This window comes from Rhodoligotrophos appendicifer, assembly GCF_007474605.1.
Taxonomy (GTDB): domain Bacteria; phylum Pseudomonadota; class Alphaproteobacteria; order Rhizobiales; family Im1; genus Rhodoligotrophos; species Rhodoligotrophos appendicifer.
The window spans coordinates 138191-160185 of record NZ_VHKL01000009.1; the positions used below are offsets into that span (position 1 = coordinate 138191).

The following is a 21995-nucleotide window of genomic DNA, read 5'->3' on the forward strand; positions in this document are numbered from 1 at the left end:
GCATGTTCGACACATTACAAGAACGCCTTAGTGGCATCTTCGACAAGCTCACGCGCCGCGGCGCGCTGTCGGAGGAGGACGTCAACACCGCCATGCGCGAAGTCCGGCGCGCCCTGATCGAGGCGGACGTCGCCTTGGAAGTGGTGCGTGGCTTCGTTGAGAAGGTGCGCGAACGCGCCGTGGGACAGCAGGTCATCCGCTCGGTCTCGCCGGGGCAGATGGTCATCAAGATCGTCCACGACACGCTGGTCGAGACGCTGGGCGCGGAAGATTCCGAGATCGACTTCAATGCCGTGCCGCCCGTGCCGATCATGATGGTCGGACTGCAGGGCTCAGGCAAGACGACGACGACCGGCAAGCTCGCCAAGCGGCTGAAGGAGCGCGACAAGAAGCGCGTGCTCATGGCCTCGCTCGACAATCGCAGGCCGGCCGCGCAGGAGCAGCTGAAGATCCTGGGCGAGCAGGTCGGCGTCGACACGCTGCCCATCGTCGCGGGACAGGATCCGGTTACGATCACGCGGCGGGCCATGGATGCCGCAAGGCTCGGCGGCTACGACGTGGTCATCCTGGACACCGCTGGCCGGCTGCATGTGGATGACGACCTGATGCGCGAGAGCGAGCAGGTCCGCGACCTCGCCAAGCCGCACGAGACCTTGCTGGTGGTGGACGCGCTGACCGGCCAGGACGCCGTAAACGTGGCGCGCGCGTTCAACGAGCGGATCGGCGTCACCGGCGTGGTGCTGACGCGAGTCGACGGCGACGGCCGTGGCGGTGCGGCGCTGTCGATGCGGGCGGTCACCGGAAAGCCGATCAAGTTCATCGGGACGGGCGAGAAGCTCGACGGGCTGGAAGGCTTCCATCCGAGCCGGATCGCCGGCCGCATCCTGGGCATGGGCGACGTGGTCAGCCTGGTCGAGCGGGCGGCGGAAACGATCGATGCGGAGAAGGCGCAGGCCATCGCCGACCGCATGAAGAAGGGCGAGTTCGATCTGGACGACCTCGCCGAGCAGCTTCGTCAGATGCAGCGGATCGGTGGCATGTCGGGCGTGCTGGGGATGCTTCCCGGCATGGGCAAGATGAAGAAGCAGATGGAAGGCGCCAATCTCGACGACAGCGTGCTGAAGCGGCAGCTTGCCATCATCTCGTCGATGACGCGCAAGGAACGCCGCCAGCCGAAGATGCTCAACGGTTCGCGCCGGAAGCGGATTGCGTCAGGTTCGGGAACCGATGTGCAGGACGTCAACAAACTCATCAAGATGCATCGGCAGATGGCCGACATGATGAAGTCTCTGGGCAAGAACAAAGGGATGCTCTCGCGTCTCTTCGGCGGCGGCGGTGGCGGCGGGATGCCTGCCGGGATGCCGGACATGAAGGAATTGGCGGCGCAGATGCCGGGAGGAATGCCGGAGATCGGGCCGAATGGCCTGCCCAAGGGCATCACACCGGACATGCTCGGCAAGCTGCCCGGGATGGGCGGCGGCGGGTTGCCCGGCCTCGGCGTACCGAAGGGTCTTCCGGGCCTGGGCAATTTCGGCGGCGGCGGCCCCAAGTTTCCGGGGAAGAAGCGATAGGATTCATCACACCGTCGTGCCGACTGTTCCGGGCATCCCGACCGCAGCCACTGTGTGTGGCCATGGGTTGCGCGGGCAAGAGCGGCAATGACGATCCATTCAACGAATACTAGGAGAAGAAAAGTATGGCATTGAAGATCAGGCTGGCGCGAGCAGGCGCCAAGAAGCGCCCCGTCTACCGAGTGGTGGTGGCCGAGGCAACTGCGCCGCGCGATGGCCGTTTCATCGAGAAGCTCGGCACCTACAATCCGCTTCTGGCGCGGGACAATCCGGAGCGCGTGGTCATCGATATCGAGCGCGTGCAGCATTGGCTCAGCGTCGGTGCCCAGCCGACGGATCGTGTCCTTCGCTTCCTGGATGCCAAGGACGTGAAGAAGCGCGATGCGCGCAACAATCCGGAGAAGGCGAAATTCGGCAAGAAGCGCGAGGAGCGCGAGGAAGCCATTCGTATCGCAGCGGAAGATGCCGCAAAGAAGGCCGCTGAGGCGACCGAACAGCCGGCCAGCTGAGCCTCCGGAGCGCCGAGTCCATGCAGAGCCAGCCCAAGCGTGTCTGTCTCGGCGTGGTGACCGGTGCGCATGGCGTGAAGGGTGAGGTGAAGATCAAGTCATTCACCGAGCACCCTGAGGCCATAGGAGGCTACGGCCCGCTGGAGACGGAGGATGGTGCGAAGTCCTTCACGATCGAGCGGGCAAGGGTGGTCACGAATGGCGTCGTGGCAGCGATCAGCGGCATTCGTGATCGGGATGCGGCAGAGGCTCTGCGCGGGACGTTGCTTCACGTGGCACGGTCTTGCCTGCCCGAGCCGGACGAGGATGAATTCTACCTCGCCGACCTCATCGGGCTCGAAGCGATCGACGTGAAGGGCGAGCCGGCTGGGCGCGTCGTGGCCGTTGAAAATTTCGGGGCGGGAGACCTGCTGGAAGTCCGCCTGGAAGGTTCGCCGAGCACGGTCTATGTGCCCTTCACCAAGGATGCGGTGCCGGAGGTGGATCTGGCCGCGGGCCGGGTCGTGGTGGTCCTGGACGGGCTGGAGTGACGATCAGGCCGAGCGCGGCGGAGGGCTGACGGACTAAGGCAGCGCGAGGACGGAGACCGATGACGCCCTGGACAGCGACCGTCCTGACGCTCTTTCCGGAGATGTTTCCGGGACCTCTTGGCCATTCTTTGGCGGGGAAAGGGCTGACGGGTGGTTTGTGGCACCTCCAGATTTGCGACATTCGCGATCATGGGGAAGGCCGGCACCGGAGCGTGGACGATACACCGGCTGGAGGGGGACCAGGGATGGTCATCCGGCCGGACGTGATGGCGGCGGCGTTGGATGCGGCGGCGGGACCGGACGATCGGCGACCAAGGCTGCTGATGAGTGCGCGGGGGCGGCCCCTCACCCAGGCCCGGGTGCGGGACATCGCCTCGGGGCCCGGTGCGATCATCGTCTGCGGCCGCTTCGAGGGCGTCGACGAGCGCGTCATCGAGGCGAGAGGGCTCGAGGAAGTGTCGATCGGCGACTTCGTGCTGTCGGGCGGGGAGCCTGCCGCGATCGTGCTGATGGATGCGGTGGTGCGGCTCATTCCCGGGGTGATGGGGAGTGCGGCATCAGGAGACTGGGAGAGCTTCGAGCATGGGTTGCTCGAGCACCCGCACTATACGAGGCCACGGGTCTGGGAAGACCGGGAGATCCCGGACGTCCTGCTCAGCGGTGATCACGGCCGTATCGAAAGATGGCGGCGCGAGGAGGCCAAACGCCTGACCTCCGAGCGGCGCCCGGACATTTTTGAGGGCTGGAAGGATCGAAACATGGTCCCTCCCGTCCGAAAGGTTTGATTTTTAACGCAAGCGCGCGTAGAAACCGCGCCAACTCGAAGGAAGGATCGGTCCGATGAACATCATCGAGCAGATTGAAAAAGAACAGGCCGACAAGATCTCGGCAGCCCGGCCGGTCCCCGAATTCGGTCCCGGTGATACCGTAATCGTGAATGTGCGCGTGGTCGAAGGCACCCGCGAGCGCATCCAGGCCTATGAAGGCGTCTGCATTGCCCGCAATGGCGGCGGGTTCAATCAGTTCTTCACCGTCCGCAAGGTGTCGTATGGCGAAGGCGTAGAGCGCGTATTTCCGCTCTTCAGCCCGTTGATCGAGTCGATCAAGCTCGTGCGGCGCGGCAAGGTGCGGCGCGCGAAACTCTATTACCTGCGCGGTCGTCGCGGCAAATCCGCCCGTATCGCCGAGCGACAGGACGTGCGGCGCGACGGAAAGGCCATGCCCGCCAAGGCAGCGGCAAGCCGGGACTAAGCTCCCGATCATTGCAACGTCGGCAGCGCGGTCCCTGTTAAGGCACCGCGCTGTTCGCGTTTTAAGATTTACGCCAATTGAGGTAGTCTTGACCGGGGCCTGCGCGCTGGTCATATGAGATGCTGCCGCCAAGACCCGAGGAGAACGACCGAGCTATGAGTGCGCCCCGTACCCTGTATGACAAGATCTGGGACGATCATGTTGTCCATGAGGCCGAGGACGGGACCTGCCTCCTCTATATCGACCGCCATCTGGTGCATGAAGTGACGAGCCCCCAGGCTTTCGAAGGGCTGCGCGTCGCCGGCAGAAAAGTCCGTGCGCCGAAAAAGACGCTGGCGGTGGTCGACCATAACATTCCCACCACCGATCGCAGCCTAGGCATCGACGATCCGGAGTCCGCCTTCCAGATCGAGACGCTGGCGCAGAATGCGCGGGATTTCGGGATCGAGTATTTCAACGAGCGGGACAAGCGGCAGGGGATCGTGCACATCATCGGGCCGGAGCAAGGGTTCACCCTTCCGGGAACGACGATCGTGTGCGGCGACAGCCACACCTCAACCCACGGTGCATTCGGGGCTCTGGCCCATGGGATCGGCACCTCGGAGGTGGAGCATGTCCTCGCGACGCAGACGCTGATCCAGAAGAAGGCGAAGAACATGCGCGTCACGGTGGACGGCACGCTGCCGCCCGGCGTGACGTCGAAGGACATCATCCTCTCGATCATCGGCGAGATCGGGACGGCGGGCGGCACCGGCCATGTGATCGAATATGCCGGCGAGGCCATTCGCGCCCTGTCCATCGAAGGGCGGATGACGGTCTGCAACATGTCGATCGAAGGCGGGGCGCGGGCCGGGATGATCGCGCCGGACGAGACGACCTATGCCTATTTCAAGGACCGGCCGATGTCGCCGAAGGGCGAGGCCTGGGACGCGGCTCGGCGGTACTGGGACACTCTGTACACGGAAGAGAGTGCGCATTTCGATCACGAGCTGAAGCTCGACGCCGCGACGCTGCCGCCGATCGTGACCTGGGGCACAAGTCCGGAGGATGTGGTGGCGATCACCGGTTGCGTGCCGGATCCGGCTGCCATCATCGACGAGGCCAAGCGCCAGTCGATGCAGCGGGCGCTGGAGTATATGGGCCTGACGGCCGGCACGAAGATGACCGACATCAGCATCGACCGGGTGTTCATCGGCTCCTGCACCAATGGGCGCATCGAGGATCTGCGCGCGGTGGCGAAGGTGGTCGAGGGCCATCATGTCAACGGCCATGTCAATGCGATGATCGTCCCGGGCTCCGGACTGGTGAAGATCCAGGCGGAAGCCGAAGGGCTCGACCGCATCTTCAAGGCGGCCGGCTTCGACTGGCGCGAGCCAGGTTGCTCCATGTGCCTGGCCATGAACGCCGACAAGCTCAGCCCCAAGGAGCGCTGCGCCTCGACCTCCAACAGAAACTTCGAAGGCCGGCAGGGCAAGGGTGGCCGCACCCACCTCGTCTCGCCCGCCATGGCTGCCGCTGCCGCCATCACCGGACGGTTTGTCGATGTACGACAGTGGCATTGAGCACAGGAGCAGAAATCAGCCTTGGGCAGTTATAAACCATATCGAAGCAGCTATGCGGTGACGGGCGAGTACCGGCCGGACCGCTCACGCTTCATCGCACCTTCTCTCGACGACATAGAGGCGTTGGCCGCGGAGGCTTACGCCCAGCTCCCCGACGCGTTTCGCGACTTGTGCGGCGACATCATCGTTCGGGTCTCGGACTTTCCGACCGAAGAGGTGCTCAAGGATCTCAACGCAGAAACTCCATTCGACCTCCTGGGCCTGTTCCACGGAGTGGGCATGGTTGCGGATGGCGGGACGCCGCGGACTGGGCAGATGCCGAACATGATCTGGCTCTACCGGCGGCCCATCCTCGATTACTGGGCTGAGCACGAAGACACGCTGGGGGACATCGTCGCGCATGTCCTGATCCATGAACTCGGCCACCATTTCGGCCTGTCGGACGAGGATATGGAACAAATCGAGGCGGAGGCCAGCGCCTGACCTTCGCATGACAGCGGAAAAGGGGAGATCCGAGTCTTGTTGCCTGCCCTTCTCGCGATCCTCCTTCTCCTTTCTGCCGTGAACGTGGCGCTCGCACAGAAGAAGCCGACCAAGCCCTCTCTCGTCGATTCCATCACGCGTAATGCGACGCTCAAGGATCCTGGCCAGGCCATGGTCGCAGGCCAGCCAGTGAGATGCGGCGGGAGCCGCACCCTCATCAGTCCGCATTTCTATGACTATGGCGGCGCGATGAAGGGGTTGATCATCCTGAACCCGAGGAAGCTCGCGCGCCTCCCTCGCGTGTCCCAACTCTTCGTCTTCGCTCATGAGTGCGGCCACCAGCATGTCGGACAAAGCGAGAGCAGGGCCGACTGCTTCGCCGTTCAGCAGGGAAAGACTGCCGGGTGGCTGAAGGAACGGGACATCGGAACGATCTGCGCCTCACTCTTCTCGAATTCGAGAGGCGACGAGTTCCACGCCCCGGGTCCGAAGAGATGCAGCATGCTCAAAGCCTGCTACCGCGATGCAAAGCCTAGTCGCGTCCAGGTCATCATTGGCGGTTCCGGGTCGAGGCCCTCTCCGTCATTCGCGAAAAGACATGCCGAATGAACGAGGAACACGGGCCCGATTCCTCGAATGATCTGAGGCGCATGGAGCAGCAGAGCGAGAGGCTGCTCACGGGCGACCCTGCGCAGCCTGAGTATGACGACAGCGATCCCGCCACGATCTGGGGCAAAAGGTTGGGACGTGGCCTCAGCGTGGTCCTGGCCGCGTATCTGCTCTGGCACCTCTATTCCACCTATGCCGGCGGGTAAGGACACTTGACCGCGCGCAGCTAGGCGGGCAATACCCCATCATGTTTCCGGAGAATGCTTCATGGACAAATTCGTCGAACTGACAGGCATTGCAGCTCCCTTGCCGATGATCAACATCGACACGGACCAGATCATTCCTAAGCAGTTCCTCAAGACCATCAAGCGCAGCGGCCTCAAGGAAGGATTGTTCTTCGATTTGCGTTTCGAAGACGATGGTTCGGAGAAGCCCGATTTCGTGCTGAACAAGCCGGCCTATCGCAATGCGCAGATCTTGGTCGCGGGAGAGAATTTCGGATGCGGTTCGAGCCGGGAGCATGCCCCCTGGGCGCTTCTCGATTTCGGCATCCGCTGCGTCATCTCCACCTCGTTTGCGGACATCTTCTACAACAATTGTTTCAAAAACGGGGTGCTGCCCATCGTGGTGTCGCCGGAGGATCTCGAGAAGCTGATGGACGATGCCAGCCGGGGGTCCAACGCGACCCTGACGATCGACCTGCCGAACCAGGTCATCAAAGGGCCGGATGGCGGCGAGGTCCACTTCGAGATCGATCCCTTCCGCAAGCAGTGTCTCATCGAAGGTCTCGACGATATCGGTCTCACGATGCAGAAGGACGCGTCCATCGGAGCCTATGAGCAAAAGGCGCATGCGAGCCGCGTCTGGCTGTAAGACCCTGACATCACCACTGCCCAACACATCAAAAAAACGCCCATAACCGCGCAGGATCCTTCCATGCCCACATTCAATATACTCATGCTTCCCGGTGACGGCATCGGCGTGGAGGTCATGGCCGAAGTCCAGACCCTCATCGACTGGTTCAATCACCAGGGCATCGCCCGGTTCGAGGTCGAGCAGGACCTCGTGGGCGGCAGCGCGTATGACGCCTATGGAGAGGCTATCTCTGAAGCGGCGATGGATCTGGCGCAAGCCTCCGACGCCGTGATGTTCGGCGCCGTCGGCGGTCCCAAGTGGGATGCCGTGCCTTATGAGAAGCGGCCGGAGGCCGGCCTGCTGCGGCTGCGGAAGGATCTTGGGCTGTTCGCCAATCTGCGACCGGCGATCTGCTATGGGGCCTTGGCCGACGCGTCAGCGCTGAAACGAGAGCTGGTCGAAGGGCTCGACATCCTGATCGTGCGCGAGCTGACCGGCGGCGTCTATTTCGGCGAGCCGAAGGAGATCGTCGATCTGGGCAACGGACAGAAGCGGGCGGTGGACACGCAAGTCTACCAGACCTTCGAAATCGAACGGATCGTGCGGGTGGCCTGCGAACTGGCGCGGACACGGAGGAAGAAGGTCACCTCCTCGGATAAGAAGAACGTGATGAAGTCCGGCGTGCTGTGGGACGAGGTCGCGCGGCAGGTGCATTCGCGCGAATATTCCGACATCACCTATGAGCACATGCTGGCCGATAATTGCGGCATGCAACTGGTCCGGCAGCCGAAGCAGTTCGACGTCATCGTGACGGACAATCTGTTCGGCGACATGCTTTCCGACGTCGCGGCGATGCTGACGGGCTCGCTTGGCATGCTGCCCTCGGCTTCGCTTGGGGCGCCTGACGAGAAAACCGGCCGGCGCAAGAGCATGTACGAGCCGGTGCACGGTTCGGCGCCCGACATCACCGGCCAAGGCATCGCCAATCCGATCGCCACCATTGCGTCTTTCGGAATGGCCCTGCGCTACTCCTTCGGCATGGGCGAGTGGGCAGACAAGCTGGACCAAGCGATCGCAAAGGTGCTGGACCAGGGCCTGCGCACTCGGGACATCATGCAGTCAGGCATGCGCGAGGTCTCGACCACGGAGATGGGAACGGCGATCAGGCAGGAGCTTGCCGCTTCAGCCTGAGTTGCCGCCCTCGCATCAGAAGCGGTAACTCGCCTGGGCGAAAGCTCCATAGCGCCAGTTGACGAAGTCCTTGCGATCGCTCCCATGCACACTGGGAACGGGAGCCCTATCGTCGCGGTCGGCAGACGCATACCAGTATCGACCGCCGACGCCCACTTCCCAGCTTTCATCGATGCGCCATGTCGCGACGAGCTGGAGCTGAGCGCCCATGCCTGCACCCCTTGCCAGAAAGTTCGGGAATGGGGGCCTTCTGAAAAAGTGGCTGTCGTCAGCCTTCAGAAACAGAAATGGCAAAAAGGCTGCCTCACCGGAAAGCCCCAGCCCGTTGCCGAGATCGATCGCAAACTCCGCTCCTATGCGCGGACCAAACCAAAGGCCGTCATTCCGGATCAAGCGATTTGCAAAAGGTACGGCCACTTCACCCGGTTCAAAAGAAGGAACCTCCTCGCCGCCGAACTGCTCCAAGTGGCTGTTGATCGCCGCGATGGCTTCGCCTGCGCGGTCGTCGACGGGGTTGGCGATCATTCCATATGCGTCCAGCACCTCATTCCAGTAGGTAAGACCCGCAAAACCGCCAAGCCGGATGCCGGGGTACCTCGCAAAGGGAACCCCTCTGTAGCCGAGATCCAACGCACCATAAACAAGACGGCTCCCATCCGTGGCCGAGCCTGCATTGATGTTCGACGTGGTGTCCGACCATGTGATCATTCCGCCAGCCAAGCGGTAGTAATCTTTGTCGCGGAACGTTCCTGAGGTGATCATCCCGAGGCCCATGAAGCCTTTCAAAACGAAACCACTCCGTTCACCACGGAAGAATGTTTCAAGGCTCGAGGCATTTAGGTCGGTGTAGTCGAGCGTGGAGCCTCCCCAATCGCCAGGATTGCTCAGGGAGGTCCTTAATGTGCCGGTGCTGTACCAATACCGAGCCCCGACCTCGAATACCGGTTTGGTCATGCCAGGATCCCGAAGAGCTGGTTCGGCCGCTGCTGCGACGGTGTGAAAAGCTGCAAGAAAGACAATTATCGACTGTTTCAATGAGGCCTCGTAACGCGAAGAAAATATGCGTCGTGCATTGCAGTCGTGCATGGCGCAATTCCGGCGGGGACGGGCCACTCCAGAGACCGGGTTAGTCCTTTTCGTGCCGACACCCCCCAAGGTCGCGCTGGTCCTTGACAACGACCCGCCGCTCATGCACGAAGCTGGGGTCCCGCGCGCGTTAACGCGGGTGTTCCGGGCTGGGCATGTCGATGAGCAACCTGCACATCATTTTCACGACGAAAACGACGACTGCCAAACGCGCCGTCACAAAGACGGGCGCGTAACGCTGCCTCTTCCGCAATCTCTCCCGGCGGGAGAGACGCACTGGGCCAGTCCGATGGCCTGTTCCGGGAGAGAGCGCTGCCTATTAGGAGAATTCACATGGGCTACAAGGTTGCAGTTGTCGGCGCCACCGGAAATGTCGGCCGCGAGATGCTCAACATTCTCGACGAGCGGGAATTTCCCGTCGACGAAATCCATGCCGTCGCCTCGCGGCGGTCGCAGGGCGTCGAGGTTTCATTCGGCGACCGTACGATCAAATGCCAGGATCTGGAGCATTTCGATTTCTCAGGGATCGATTTCTGCCTGATGTCGGCCGGGTCGGCCGTATCGAAGGAATGGTCGCCGCGGATCGGCGCAAAGGGCGCCATGGTCATCGATAATTCCTCTTGCTTCCGCTACGAGCAAGACGTGCCGCTGATCGTCCCCGAGGTCAATGCACAGGCGCTCGAGGCCTATATGGCGCGACCCAATCGGCGCAACATCATCGCCAATCCCAATTGCTCGACCGCACAAATGGTGGTGGCCCTGAAGCCGCTGCATGACGCGGCCAAGATCAAGCGTGTGGTGGTGTCGACCTATCAGTCGGTGTCGGGTGCCGGCAAGGACGCGATGGACGAGCTGTGGAACCAGACAAAGGGCAAATATGTGCCCGGGCAAGAGGTCGATCCAGCCAAGTTCACCAAACAGATCGCCTTCAACGTCATCCCCCATATCGATGTCTTCATGGAAGACGGATATACGAAGGAAGAATGGAAGATGGTGGTCGAGACGAAGAAGATTCTCGATCCCCGGATCAAAGTCACCGCCACCTGCGTCCGCGTGCCGGTCTTCGTTGGACATTCCGAGGCGATCAACATCGAGTTCGAGAACCCGATTTCCGACGAGGAAGCGCGCGAGATCCTGCGCGAGGCGCCCGGCGTTCTGGTCATCGACAAGCGTGAGGCCGGCGGCTATGTGACGCCCGTCGAGGCCGTGGGAGACTACGCCACATTCGTGAGCCGAATCCGGGTCGATCCCACAGTCGATAACGGACTTGCGCTCTGGGTGGTTTCGGACAATTTGCGCAAGGGAGCGGCGCTGAACAGCGTGCAGATCGCAGAGGCGCTGGTCAATCGCGGATTGATCCGGAAGGCCGCTTGAGGTTTACCCCCCTCCTCATCACGAGGAGAGGGGTTCTTCGTGAGGGAACCGATCCACCGCTCCTGGTTTAGTTAGTTTTCGGCGGAGCGGAGCGGATGCAGCAAAAGACCTCAAGGAGCGCGAAGAAAGCACCCATCGGGCGGAATGCCGCAATGCTGCGGCTGACCCCGAGGATCTATGGCTTCAATCCCCTGCTCGCGGGGCCTGCCTCCTCATGGGGTTCGCAATTTCAGCGGATCGCAGCGATGGGCTTCGACGCCCTTCATATCGATCCCTCGTCAACGGCGCCCTCACCCGGCTTCTTCGAAATCGGCATCGAGCCTCACGACCTTCATCGGCTGGTCCGGGGCGAAGATCAGAGGACGCCCGAGGACATCCTGGCCGGCGTCGTGGAGCAAGCGGGCCGCGAGGGGCTCGCGGTCCTGGTCGATATCGCCATTGCACCGGAGGAGCCGGCGCGGCTGGATCTCTTCGGAGACCGGGCAGAGGAAAGCCTCAGCCACATTGCCGAACAGATCACCAGAGCGAAAGAGATGGGCGTGGCCGGCTTCCGCTGCCGACGGGCCCATGCTGTGCCGGCATGGATCTGGAGCCGGCTGAAGCAGCAGGCCGGGGACGCGATCCTCATTGCGGATACACTCCCGGCCGCAATCGATACGACGCTGAGTGTCTTGCAAGACGGAAGCTTCGATCTCGTCTTCAACAGCTCGGCGTGGTGGGATTTCCGGCAGGAATGGGCGTTCACGCAATATGACCAGCTGAGGCGACTTACTCCGACGATCGCCTTTCCCGAGGACGTCCGCACCGGACGCCTGTCCAGCAATTTCGGGCATTTGCCGGCCGCGGAGATCGAGCGTCTGTATCGGCAACGCTATCTGTTTGCGATCGGGTTCTCAGCGGGTGTCTGGTGCCCCATGGGATTTGAGTTCGGGCTGCGCAGTTTCCCGCATGCGGCCGAAGTCGAAGAAGGACACTGGGAGCGCCATGAGGCGGACAAGCAGTTCGACCTGTCGTCTTTCATAAGGGACGCCAATGCGCTGAAATCCTCACAGCCAGCGCTGGCACAGGAGCGACTGCTTCGGCCCGTGGTGGCACCCGACAATGCCCTTGCAGGTTTCCTCCGTCTCGATCAGGAGAGCGACACCGCAGCAGAGAACGCCGTCGTCGTGCTGATCAATCCCACGGGTTCCGCCCAGTCGGGCCCGGGCCTGGCAAGGATCCTCGCCGCAGCGGGCGGGCGGTTCGAGTCCTTCGATGACGTTACACCGAGCCGCTCCACGCCTTCCGATGTGCTGACGCCCCATGAGACGGTGCTGTTGCGGGGGGCTGCCGCGGCGATCGCCGCAGCTCGCCCGCATGAGCTGTCGATCGACGATCTGGCCGAAGAGCGCATTGCCATCGAGGCGGTGAGCCCGGAGATCGATTTTGGCCGGTTTCCAGCAAAACGCCTCGTGGGTGACGTGCTGACGGTCGAAGCCGACATCTTTTCAGACGGGCATGATGTGACTGCGGCCGCCCTGCTCTACAGGGAGCCTGGCGCAGACGCGTGGATCGAGACCCCGATGACCCATGTCATCAACGATCGCTGGAGCGGCAGCTTTCAACTCAGCAAGATCGGGCGCTACGACTATCGTCTCACCGGGTGGAAGGACAATTTCGGCTATTGGCAATACGAGGTGGGCAAGAAGCAGGCTGCTGGTGTGGATGTCGGACTGGAGCTTCGGGAAGGGCTGGCTCTCGTCCGGGAGGCCATGTCACATGCGGACGGACCCGAGCTCTCAGCACTGGAAGATCTCACCAAGGTCGCGCCAGAATCCGCCCAGATCGAAGCCTTGATGTCCCCGCAGACGATGGCCTTGATGCGGCTTACGGCGCCCCGGGCCAACCTCACAACCTGTGAGCGAACGCTGCAGGTGATCGTCGAGCGCCGGGCGGCGGCGGTTTCGGCGTGGTATGAGCTTATGCCGAGATCCCAGTCCGGCGACGTGAACAGGCACGGCACGTTCGACGACGTCATCAGCCGGCTGCCTTATGTGCGCGACATGGGCTTCGACGTTCTCTATTTCCCGCCGATCCATCCCATCGGCCGCAAGAATCGAAAGGGCCGCAACAACACGCTCACGCCGAGCGCGGAGGATCCCGGCAGTCCCTATGCCATCGGCTCAGCCGAAGGCGGGCACGATGCCTTGCATCCGGAGCTGGGAAGTTTCGAGGATTTCGAGCGCCTGGTGATCGCCGCGCGGGAGCACGGATTGGAGATCGCCCTCGACTTCGCGATCCAATGTTCGCCCGATCACCCATGGATCAAAGAGCATCCCGAGTGGTTCGACTGGCGACCGGACGGCACAATCAAGTATGCGGAGAACCCTCCGAAGAAGTATGAGGACATCATCAATGTCCATTTCTATCGTGGCGCCTATCCGGACCTCTGGTATGCGCTTCGGGACGTCGTGCTGTTCTGGGCCACCAAAGGCGTCAAGATCTTCCGGGTCGACAATCCCCATACGAAGCCTTTTCCATTCTGGGAGTGGATGATCCGCGAGGTGCAGGACCAGCACCCGGACGCGATCTTTCTCGCCGAGGCCTTCACTCGGCCCAAGGTGATGAAGCGACTTGCGAAGCTCGGATTTACTCAGTCCTACAGTTATTTCACTTGGCGAAACACGAAGTACGAACTGACCGAGTATCTCACCGAGCTCACGACTCAGGGGCCCGAAGACTATATGCGTCCCAACTTCTTCACGAATACGCCCGACATCAATCCCGTTTATCTTCAGACCAGCGGCCGCGCCGGGTTCCAGGCACGGCTCGTGCTGGCGGCGACGCTCTCCACCGTCTATGGGATCTATAGCGGCTTCGAGTTATGCGAGGCGGCTGCGCTCCCCGGGCGGGAGGAGTATCTGGATTCGGAGAAGTATGAGATCCGGGCGTGGGACTGGGAGCGTCCAGGGAACATCCGGGGCGACGTGGCGATCATCAACCGGATCCGGAAAGACAATCCTGCCCTTTGGGAGTTCGCCAATCTCAGGTTCCTGAACTGCTGGAACGACAACATCATCGCCTATTACAAGATCACGGAGTCCTTGGACAATTGCGTGGTCATCGCCGTCAATCTCGACCCGCACAATGTCCAGAGCGCTGCGATGGAAATCCCGCTGTGGGCCCTTGGGCTGCCGGACGGGGCTTCCATCGAGGTCGTTGATCTCGTCGACGAACACCGCTTCACCTGGAGCGGCAAAACACAAACCATCACCCTCGATCCGGGCTTTCGTGCCTATTCCGCCTGGCGGCTAGTGCCGCCAGTGCAGGCGATGTGATAACGGATCTTCTGCCGCAATCCGCCTGGATAACAGGCTGTGCTTAACCATCACCCCGGAGCTTTCAGCATATGGCCGTCGATTGGACCGATCCCACCTGGTACAAGGACGTCATCGTCTACCAGCTTCACATCAAGGCCTTCTTCGACTCCAACAATGATGGGATCGGAGATTTTGCCGGACTGATGGAGAAGCTCGATTACGTTCAGGACCTCGGCGTCACAGCCATCTGGATCCTGCCGTTCTATCCCTCTCCGCTCCGAGACGATGGCTACGACATCGCGGATTACGAGGAGGTGAACCCCTCCTACGGCACGATGAAGGATTTCCGCCGGTTCGTGCGAGAGGCCCATCGGCGCGGAATCCGGGTGATCACCGAGCTGGTCATCAATCACACGTCCGACCAGCATGCATGGTTCCAGAAGGCCCGAAAGGCCAAGCCTGGCAGCGCCGCCCGAGATTTCTACGTCTGGAGCGATACAGATCAGAAGTATCAGGGGACGCGCATCATCTTCCTCGATACGGAAAAGTCGAACTGGACTTGGGACCCGGAGGCCAAAGCCTATTTCTGGCACCGGTTCTATTCGCACCAGCCGGATCTGAACTTCGAGAACCCGAAGGTCCTCAAGGAAGTCATCCGGGTCATGCATTACTGGCTGGAGATGGGCGTGGACGGCCTGCGCCTCGATGCGGTGCCCTATCTTCGCGAACGCGAGGGCACGAACAACGAGAACCTGCCAGAGACCCATGAGGTCCTGAAAACCATTCGTGCCGAGATCGATGCGTACTTCCCGGGGCGCATGCTGCTGGCGGAAGCCAATCAGTGGCCGGAGGATACACGTCCCTATTTCGGCGACGGCGACGAATGCCATATGGCCTTCCATTTCCCGCTGATGCCGCGGATGTATATGGCACTGGCGCAGGAAGACCGGCATCCCATCACCGACATCATCGACCAGACACCGGAGATTCCGGACAATGCCCAGTGGGCGATCTTCCTGCGCAACCACGACGAGCTGACGCTCGAAATGGTGACGGACAAGGAGCGGGATTACCTCTGGAACTATTACGCCGCCGAACGGCGCGGCCGGATCAATCTGGGCATCCGTCGGCGTCTTGCCACTCTCATGGACAATGACCGGCGCAAGATCGAGCTGATGAACGCTCTCCTGTTCTCGATGCCGGGCACCCCCGTCATCTATTACGGCGATGAGCTGGGCATGGGCGACAATTTCTTCCTGGGCGATCGCGACGGCGTGCGCACACCGATGCAGTGGTCTTCCGATCGGAACGGCGGCTTCTCGCGCTCAGACCCACAGCGGCTTTTCCTGCCGCCGGTGATGGACCCAGTCTACGGGTTCTCGGTGGTGAATGTGGAATCGCAGCAAGCAAACCGTTCCTCGCTGCTGAACTGGATGAAGCGCATTATCTCCGTCCGCAAGCAACGCCAGGCGTTCGGACGCGGGACCTTAACCTTCCTCTTTCCACGCAACCGAAAGGTTCTCGCTTATCTCCGGCAATATGAGGACGAGACGATCCTCTGCGTGGCCAATCTCTCGCGGTCTGCGCAGGCGGTCGAACTGGACCTGTCGAGTTTTAAAGGACGGGTTCCGGTGGAGCTGCTGGGACGCTCCTCATTTCCGCCGATCGGCGAACTTCCCTACATGCTCACACTGCCGGCCTATGGCTTCTTCTGGTTCGGGCTCGCGGGCGAAGCGGACCTCCCCTCCTGGCACGATCCGTTGCCGGAGGCCGTGCCGGAGTTCGCCACCATCGTGATCCGCGACCTCCATGCAGACATCCTCGGGTTCAAATCCAGGATCCTGCTGGAGAAAAAAGTCCTCCTGGCCTTCCTGCCCAATCAGAGATGGTTTGCGGAGAAGGGCGCGCGTCAGCTGGAAGTGAGCATCGCTTCCGCAACAATGTTGGAAGGCGCCGAGGGTGCCTATGTGATTGCGGAACTCGACGTCCGATCTGCGCCCGATGCGGAGCCACAGCGCTATCTCCTGCCGCTGGCGGCTGCCTGGGGTGAGCAACACATCAATTTTGGATCACCGCTGCTGCCGTTCACCCTGGCCAAACTGCGCCGCGGTCCGACTCTGGGGGCCCTGTTCGATGCGGCGCAAAGCGAAGATTTCGCACGGCTCATGCTGGCGGGGATGCGAGAGCAACGGACGATCGAGAGTGACAAAGGCGAGTTGGTGTTCTGGTCAAACGAACGCCTGCAAAGCATGGAGATCGCCGAGCACGCCGAGATCCGGCGGCTGGGCGTGGAGCAGAGCAATACATCGATCCTTCTCGACGCGAAGGTGATGCTGAAGCTCTATCGCAAACTCCATCATGGGCCGCAGCCGGAGATCGAGATGGGTCGCTTCCTCACGGAGGTCGCCGACTATAAGAACACGCCTGCTCTGCTCGGGACGATCGAACACAGGAATGGCGAGGACAGCGCCATCCTTGGTGCAGCTTACGCATTCATCCGCAATCAGGGTGACGGCTGGAGCTATACCCTGGAGTGGCTCAAGAGGTTCATCGACGACACCGCCATTACCCATGCCGCAGAGGGCGATGGCTTCGAGCATGCATTGGAACCTTACCTCCTCATGGCTCACACCTTGGGCGAGCGGACGGGCCATCTCCATGCAGCACTCGCGATTGAGACGGATGACCCTGCGTTCGCTGCCGAGCCGGTCACTCGCGACGACATAGAAGGTTGGGCGAAGGCTGTGCACGAGCAGCATGAGAAGGCACGGGCAGCCGTGAAGACCCTGCCCTCGGACCTTCCCGCGAGCGCCCAGAGGTCGCTTGCCCGTTTCGAGAGCGCCCAGGAGCAGATCGCCAGACGGATCGACGAGCTCACGGAACAAGAAATGGGCGGGCTCAAGACCCGCGTGCACGGAGACTATCATCTGGGCCAAGTGCTGGTTGCGCAGAACGATTTCTACATCGTGGACTTCGAAGGCGAGCCGGCTCGACCCATTGCGGAAAGACGCGCGAAGACTTCCCCCTATAAGGATGTCGCCGGCATGATCCGCTCCTTCGACTATGCGGAGTTTTCAGCCATTCGTTGGGCCGAGGACGAGCCTCTCACCGACGAGGTCGCCGTCGAAGCCGCAAAACTGTGGAACCGCCGTACCACCAGGGCGTTCCTTGAGGCATATACGGATGCCATGAGAGGTTCACCGAGCTGGCCGGGAGCGCGGGAGGCAGATGCACTGCTCGAACTCTTCCTGCTCGAAAAAGCCCTCTACGAAATCGCGTACGAAGCCTCAAACCGCCCGCGATGGATCGATATTCCACTGACCGGGCTTATGCGGATCCTCAATCGGGAGAGAACCCCCAGTGACGACAGCGGAGACGCTTGAGAAGGCGAAGTCCAAAACAGAGCAGAATCCTGCGCCCGGAGCAATTCAGGCCATTGTCGAAGGGCGACACGGCGATCCCTTCGCCGTCCTCGGGCCGCATGGCGGCTCGGGCGCCCCGCTGACCGTCAACGTGTTCCTTCCAACCGCAGACGCGGTCGAGGTCGTGGATGCGGAGGGCAATAGCCTGGCATCGCTGCAGCGGATCCATGATGCGGGCTTCTTCTCTGGCGAGGTCGCGGAGAAGACACCTGGGTTCACCTACCGATTGAAAGTCCGCTGGCCGGCTGCGGAGGAGATCCGGGAGGATCCTTACCGGTTTCCGCCCACGATCGGCGATCTCGACATCCATCTTCTCGGGGAGGGGCGGCATCTCCGCCTTTACGATGTCCTCGGTGCGCATCTGCGGGTGATCGAGGGCGTGTCCGGCGTGGCCTTCGCGGTCTGGGCGCCGAATGCCAAACGGGTCAGCGTCGTCGGGTCCTTCAATCATTGGGATGGCCGGATCCATCCGATGCGGCTGCGCCATGGAAGCGGCGTTTGGGAATTGTTCGTTCCGGGGATCGGTCCTGGTGAACTCTACAAATACGAAATCATCGGCGCAGACGGATCGCGCCTTCCGCTGAAGGCGGATCCGGTGGGCCTCGCGTCGGAGCATCCGCCGGAGACAGCCTCGAAGGTGGCGCGGTCGGATCCGCTGCCGTGGAAAGACGAAGGCTGGCTGAAGACGCGGGAGCAGGCGCAAGCCCTCGGTGCTCCGGTCTCGATCTATGAATGCCATCTCGGCTCCTGGGCGCGTCAGGATGGCTGGCGGATGTTGAATTGGGACGAGCTTGGAGAACGGCTGATCCCCTATGTCAGCGACATGGGATTCACCCATATCGAATGCCTGCCCATCTCGGAATTTCCATTCGACGGGTCCTGGGGATACCAGCCCATCGGTCTTTTCGCGCCGACCAGCCGTTTCGGTTCACCTGAAGCCTTTCAGCGTTTCGTGGAAAAGGCGCATCAGGCGGGTATCGGCGTCATCATCGACTGGGTGCCAGGACATTTTCCCACCGACGCCCATGGGCTCGGCAATTTCGATGGGACCGCACTCTACGAGCATGCGGATCCACGGCAGGGATTCCACAAGGACTGGAGCACCCTGATCTACAATTACGGCCGCCGGGAAGTCCTGAATTTCCTCCTGGCCAACGCGCTCTACTGGCTGGACAAGTTCCATATCGACGGACTGCGCGTGGATGCAGTCGCCTCCATGCTGTATCTCGACTACAGCCGGCAGCCCGGCGAGTGGGTGCCGAACATGTATGGCGGTAATGAGAATCTGGAGGCCGTGTCCTTCCTCAAGCAGCTCAACGAGCTGGCCTACGGCCATTTCCCCGGCACCATCACCGTCGCCGAAGAATCGACCGCCTGGCCGTCCGTCTCCCGGCCGACCTATCTGGGTGGGCTCGGTTTCGGATACAAATGGAACATGGGATGGATGCACGACACCCTGTCCTATATGAGCCATGAGCCGATCCATCGGCGTTTCCATCAAAACCAGCTCACCTTCGGGCTGCTCTATGCGTTCTCCGAGAATTTCGTGCTGCCGCTCTCTCATGACGAAGTTGTTCATGGGAAAGGGTCGCTTCTCGGCCGGATGCCCGGTGACAGGTGGCAGAAATTCGCCAATCTCCGTGCCTATTTCGGGTTCATGTGGACGCATCCGGGTAAAAAGCTCCTCTTCATGGGAGGCGAGTTCGGCCAGGAGCGGGAGTGGAACCACGATGCCAGCCTCGACTGGCATCTGCTGGACGACCCCATGCATCGCGGCGTGCAGAAGCTGGTCAGAGATCTCAACGGAGCCTATCGCTCGCTTCCTGCTCTGCATGCTAAAGACTGCGATCCGAGCGGATTCCAATGGGTGGACGCCTCCGACAGCGAGAACAGCGTGATTTGCTACCTCCGTTTCGGAAACGATGGTGACAAGCCGGTGCTCGTGGTCAGCAACTTCACACCCATCGTGCGCCACGACTACAGGATCGGGGTGCCACAGGGCGGTCTTTGGCACGAGCGGGTCAATACCGATGCTGCGGATTATGGCGGCAGCGGCGTGGGAAACGGTGGCGCAGTCAGGGCGGATGAGGCATCCTGGCACGGGCGGTCGCATTCGCTCTGCCTAACGCTGCCGCCGCTTGCAACCCTGGTGCTGGAACCCGAATAAACTTGGCCACTGACTATCGGATTTCGACGGGCGCGCCAGCGCCGCTCGGTGCGACCTTCGACGGGTCGGGCGTCAATTTCGCTTTGTTCTCGGCTCATGCCGACAAGGTGGAGTTGTGCCTCTTCGATTCGAGCGGAGAGCGCGAAGTTGCACGGTTGGTGCTGCCCGGCAGGACCGGCGATGTCTGGCATGGTGCTCTGCCGGATGCCGAGGTCGGACAACTCTACGGCTATCGCGTTCATGGACCTTACGACCCACATCGCGGCCATCGGTTCAATCCGAACAAGCTGCTGGTCGATCCCTACGCGAAGGCGCTGCATGGATCTCTCCAGTGGACGGACGAAGTGTTCGGGTTTCAGCGCGGGAGTCCGGAGGCCGATCTTTCCTACGACACCCGGGACAGCGCAGCTTATGTTCCCAAATGCCGGGTCATAGACCCGGCATTTTCTTGGGGTGACCATAAGGCGCCCGGACATGCCTGGACCGACACCGTTCTGTACGAAGCGCATGTCGGCGGCCTGACGATGCTGCATCCCGAGCTCGGGCCCGATGAGCGGGGCACCTTCGACGGCGTCGGCTCAAGCGCCATCATCGAGCATCTGGTGAAACTCGGGATCACCTCGGTCGAATTGCTGCCGGTACACGCCTTCGTCGACGAATTTGCCCTGTTTCAGAGGGGGCTCGCGAATTATTGGGGTTACAATACCCTCGGCTTCTTCGCACCCCATGGGCCTTATCTGGGTCCATCGCAGAATCCCAACCGCTTCAAGACCATGGTTAACCGGCTGCATGATGCGGGGATCGAGGTGATCCTCGACGTGGTTTTCAACCACACCGCCGAAACAGAAGAGATCGGCCCGACACTCTCGTTTCGTGGAATCGACAACGCCTCCTATTACTGGCTGCGCGAGGATGATCCCCGGTATTACGTGAATGTCACAGGGACCGGTAACAGCTTCAATGTGCGCCATCCCCAGGTGCGCCAGCTGGTCGTCGATTCCCTGCGCTATTGGACAGACGTGATGGGCGTCGATGGGTTCCGTTTCGATCTGGCTTCCACACTTATCCGGGACGGGGACGGTTTCGATACATCCGGCGGATTCCTACAGGCCGTCACGCAGGATCCGGTGCTTGCGAAGGTGAAAATGATCGCCGAGCCTTGGGATGTGGGTCCGGATGGCTACAAGGTGGGCGCCTTTCCACCGGGATGGGCCGAGTGGAACGATCGCTTCCGGGATACGGTTCGCGCCTTCTGGCGCGGTGACGAGAGAATCGTGCCGGAGCTGGCAGGACGGCTTTTGGGGTCAGCAGACCTCTTCGACCATGCCGGCCGGAAGGCATGGACTTCCGTCAATTTCATCACCGCCCATGACGGCTTCACCCTAAAGGACCTCGTTTCTTATGAGGGGAAGCACAACGAAGCGAATGGGGAGGGGAACCGGGATGGAAATGACAATAATTTCAGTGCAAATTACGGCGTCGAGGGGCCGACATCCGATCTGACCATAAGAGATGTTCGAGACCGGCAGGTTCGCAACATGCTTGCAACCCTTCTGGTTTCGCAGGGCACTCCTATGCTGTTGATGGGAGACGAATTAGGACGAACGCAGCAGGGGAACAACAATTCCTATGCCCAAGCGAATGCGCTGAACTGGATCGATTGGCCGAATGTCGGAGATGCCGGCAGGTCTCTCCAAAGCTTCGTGGCGCAGCTCACCGAACTCCGGCGATTGCGTCCGTTGTTGCGATCACCCGACTTCAAGCATGGCACCGAGATCTCGCCCGGCGTGAGGGATGTCGTCTGGCTGCGGCCGGACGGCGGCGAGATGGAGACAGAGAATTGGGTGGATCCGATCGCCCACAGCCTGGGGGTCAGGCTCGCCGCGACAGGAGAACCAGATCTCTATTTGATGATGAACGCCTCTACCACCGATGTCGACTTCACCCTGCCCGTTGGGCCATCGTGGACAGTTCTGCTGCGCACTGGAGAGGAGGAGCCTGGACAACACCTTTCGGGCGGAGAGAGGCTTTACGTCCAGAACCGGAGCTTCGTCATCGTGGAGGCGGCGGGGTAGATGCGCCGACT

17 protein-coding genes are annotated in these 21995 nt (G+C 61.5%); 16 read left to right on the forward strand and 1 reads right to left on the reverse strand.

Going from position 1 to position 21995, the window contains the following annotated elements; genetic code table 11:
• Nucleotides 1–2: 2 nt before the first annotated feature.
• The 11 genes from ffh (at nucleotide 3) to leuB (ending at nucleotide 8561) form a co-directional block, all read left to right on the forward strand.
• Complete coding sequence (gene ffh, locus FKM97_RS19725; RefSeq protein ID WP_144294145.1) at nucleotides 3–1571, forward strand: signal recognition particle protein; 1569 nt, start codon at nucleotides 3–5, stop codon at nucleotides 1569–1571.
• Between the two features lie 125 nt (nucleotides 1572–1696).
• Nucleotides 1697–2080 carry a 30S ribosomal protein S16 gene (gene rpsP / locus FKM97_RS19730; protein ID WP_144294146.1) on the forward strand — a complete coding sequence of 128 codons (384 nt, stop codon included), beginning with the start codon at nucleotides 1697–1699 and terminating at the stop codon, nucleotides 2078–2080.
• A 20-nt stretch (nucleotides 2081–2100) separates the two neighbouring features.
• The gene (gene rimM / locus FKM97_RS19735) at nucleotides 2101–2610 is read left to right on the forward strand and encodes a ribosome maturation factor RimM (RefSeq protein WP_144294147.1); all 510 of its coding nucleotides are present in this window, start codon (nucleotides 2101–2103) and stop codon (nucleotides 2608–2610) included.
• 59 nt (nucleotides 2611–2669) lie between these two features.
• Nucleotides 2670–3395: a tRNA (guanosine(37)-N1)-methyltransferase TrmD gene (trmD, locus tag FKM97_RS19740; RefSeq protein WP_144294148.1), complete on the forward strand. Its 726-nt coding sequence runs from the start codon at nucleotides 2670–2672 to the stop codon at nucleotides 3393–3395.
• Between the two features lie 55 nt (nucleotides 3396–3450).
• Nucleotides 3451–3861 carry a 50S ribosomal protein L19 gene (rplS, locus tag FKM97_RS19745; RefSeq protein WP_144294149.1) on the forward strand — a complete coding sequence of 137 codons (411 nt, stop codon included), beginning with the start codon at nucleotides 3451–3453 and terminating at the stop codon, nucleotides 3859–3861.
• A 155-nt stretch (nucleotides 3862–4016) separates the two neighbouring features.
• Entirely contained in the window at nucleotides 4017–5423 is a 1407-nt protein-coding gene (gene leuC, locus FKM97_RS19750; protein ID WP_144294150.1) for a 3-isopropylmalate dehydratase large subunit, read from the forward strand.
• A 57-nt stretch (nucleotides 5424–5480) separates the two neighbouring features.
• Nucleotides 5481–5906 carry a metallopeptidase family protein gene (locus FKM97_RS19755; protein WP_144294341.1) on the forward strand — a complete coding sequence of 142 codons (426 nt, stop codon included), beginning with the start codon at nucleotides 5481–5483 and terminating at the stop codon, nucleotides 5904–5906.
• Between the two features lie 36 nt (nucleotides 5907–5942).
• On the forward strand, nucleotides 5943–6515 hold the full coding sequence (locus FKM97_RS19760; protein ID WP_144294151.1) for a hypothetical protein: 573 nt from the start codon (nucleotides 5943–5945) through the stop codon (nucleotides 6513–6515).
• Complete coding sequence (locus FKM97_RS19765; protein WP_144294152.1) at nucleotides 6512–6721, forward strand: hypothetical protein; 210 nt, start codon at nucleotides 6512–6514, stop codon at nucleotides 6719–6721. Before FKM97_RS19760 ends, FKM97_RS19765 begins: the two co-directional genes overlap by 4 nt.
• Nucleotides 6722–6782: 61 nt before the next feature.
• The gene (gene leuD / locus FKM97_RS19770) at nucleotides 6783–7388 is read left to right on the forward strand and encodes a 3-isopropylmalate dehydratase small subunit (RefSeq protein ID WP_144294153.1); all 606 of its coding nucleotides are present in this window, start codon (nucleotides 6783–6785) and stop codon (nucleotides 7386–7388) included.
• Between the two features lie 63 nt (nucleotides 7389–7451).
• Nucleotides 7452–8561, forward strand: coding sequence for a 3-isopropylmalate dehydrogenase (leuB, locus tag FKM97_RS19775; RefSeq protein ID WP_144294154.1), 1110 nt, complete (start codon nucleotides 7452–7454; stop codon nucleotides 8559–8561).
• 15 nt (nucleotides 8562–8576) lie between these two features.
• Here leuB and FKM97_RS19780 read toward each other — a convergent pair whose 3' ends face one another.
• Complete coding sequence (locus FKM97_RS19780) at nucleotides 8577–9647, reverse strand: hypothetical protein (protein ID WP_144294155.1); 1071 nt, start codon at nucleotides 9645–9647, stop codon at nucleotides 8577–8579.
• A gap of 333 nt (nucleotides 9648–9980) precedes the next feature.
• On the opposite strand from FKM97_RS19780, the gene FKM97_RS19785 reads away from it, so the two are divergent.
• From FKM97_RS19785 to glgX, 5 genes are all read left to right on the forward strand, one after another.
• Nucleotides 9981–11021, forward strand: coding sequence for an aspartate-semialdehyde dehydrogenase (locus tag FKM97_RS19785; protein ID WP_144294156.1), 1041 nt, complete (start codon nucleotides 9981–9983; stop codon nucleotides 11019–11021).
• A 152-nt stretch (nucleotides 11022–11173) separates the two neighbouring features.
• Nucleotides 11174–14338 carry an alpha-1,4-glucan--maltose-1-phosphate maltosyltransferase gene (locus FKM97_RS19790; protein ID WP_170241020.1) on the forward strand — a complete coding sequence of 1055 codons (3165 nt, stop codon included), beginning with the start codon at nucleotides 11174–11176 and terminating at the stop codon, nucleotides 14336–14338.
• Nucleotides 14339–14409: 71 nt separating this feature from the next.
• The gene (treS, locus tag FKM97_RS19795; RefSeq protein ID WP_144294158.1) at nucleotides 14410–17703 is read left to right on the forward strand and encodes a maltose alpha-D-glucosyltransferase; all 3294 of its coding nucleotides are present in this window, start codon (nucleotides 14410–14412) and stop codon (nucleotides 17701–17703) included.
• The gene (glgB, locus tag FKM97_RS19800; RefSeq protein ID WP_246105176.1) at nucleotides 17681–19909 is read left to right on the forward strand and encodes a 1,4-alpha-glucan branching protein GlgB; all 2229 of its coding nucleotides are present in this window, start codon (nucleotides 17681–17683) and stop codon (nucleotides 19907–19909) included. The genes treS and glgB overlap by 23 nt, the downstream gene beginning before the upstream one ends.
• A gap of 2 nt (nucleotides 19910–19911) precedes the next feature.
• On the forward strand, nucleotides 19912–21984 hold the full coding sequence (gene glgX, locus FKM97_RS19805; RefSeq protein ID WP_246105177.1) for a glycogen debranching protein GlgX: 2073 nt from the start codon (nucleotides 19912–19914) through the stop codon (nucleotides 21982–21984).
• Nucleotides 21985–21995: the final 11 nt, after the last annotated feature.

Coding starts and splice junctions, on each gene's coding strand:
- rpsP (WP_144294146.1), top strand. CDS start 1,697: ATGGCATTGAAGATCAGGCTGGCGCGAGCAGGCGCCAAGAAGCGCCCC.
- rimM (WP_144294147.1), top strand. CDS start 2,101: ATGCAGAGCCAGCCCAAGCGTGTCTGTCTCGGCGTGGTGACCGGTGCG.
- leuD (WP_144294153.1), top strand. CDS start 6,783: ATGGACAAATTCGTCGAACTGACAGGCATTGCAGCTCCCTTGCCGATG.
- FKM97_RS19785 (WP_144294156.1), top strand. CDS start 9,981: ATGGGCTACAAGGTTGCAGTTGTCGGCGCCACCGGAAATGTCGGCCGC.
- ffh (WP_144294145.1), top strand. CDS start 3: ATGTTCGACACATTACAAGAACGCCTTAGTGGCATCTTCGACAAGCTC.
- FKM97_RS19765 (WP_144294152.1), top strand. CDS start 6,512: ATGAACGAGGAACACGGGCCCGATTCCTCGAATGATCTGAGGCGCATG.
- leuB (WP_144294154.1), top strand. CDS start 7,452: ATGCCCACATTCAATATACTCATGCTTCCCGGTGACGGCATCGGCGTG.
- trmD (WP_144294148.1), top strand. CDS start 2,670: ATGACGCCCTGGACAGCGACCGTCCTGACGCTCTTTCCGGAGATGTTT.
- FKM97_RS19780 (WP_144294155.1), bottom strand. CDS start 9,647: ATGCACGACTGCAATGCACGACGCATATTTTCTTCGCGTTACGAGGCC.
- leuC (WP_144294150.1), top strand. CDS start 4,017: ATGAGTGCGCCCCGTACCCTGTATGACAAGATCTGGGACGATCATGTT.
- rplS (WP_144294149.1), top strand. CDS start 3,451: ATGAACATCATCGAGCAGATTGAAAAAGAACAGGCCGACAAGATCTCG.
- treS (WP_144294158.1), top strand. CDS start 14,410: ATGGCCGTCGATTGGACCGATCCCACCTGGTACAAGGACGTCATCGTC.
- FKM97_RS19790 (WP_170241020.1), top strand. CDS start 11,174: ATGCTGCGGCTGACCCCGAGGATCTATGGCTTCAATCCCCTGCTCGCG.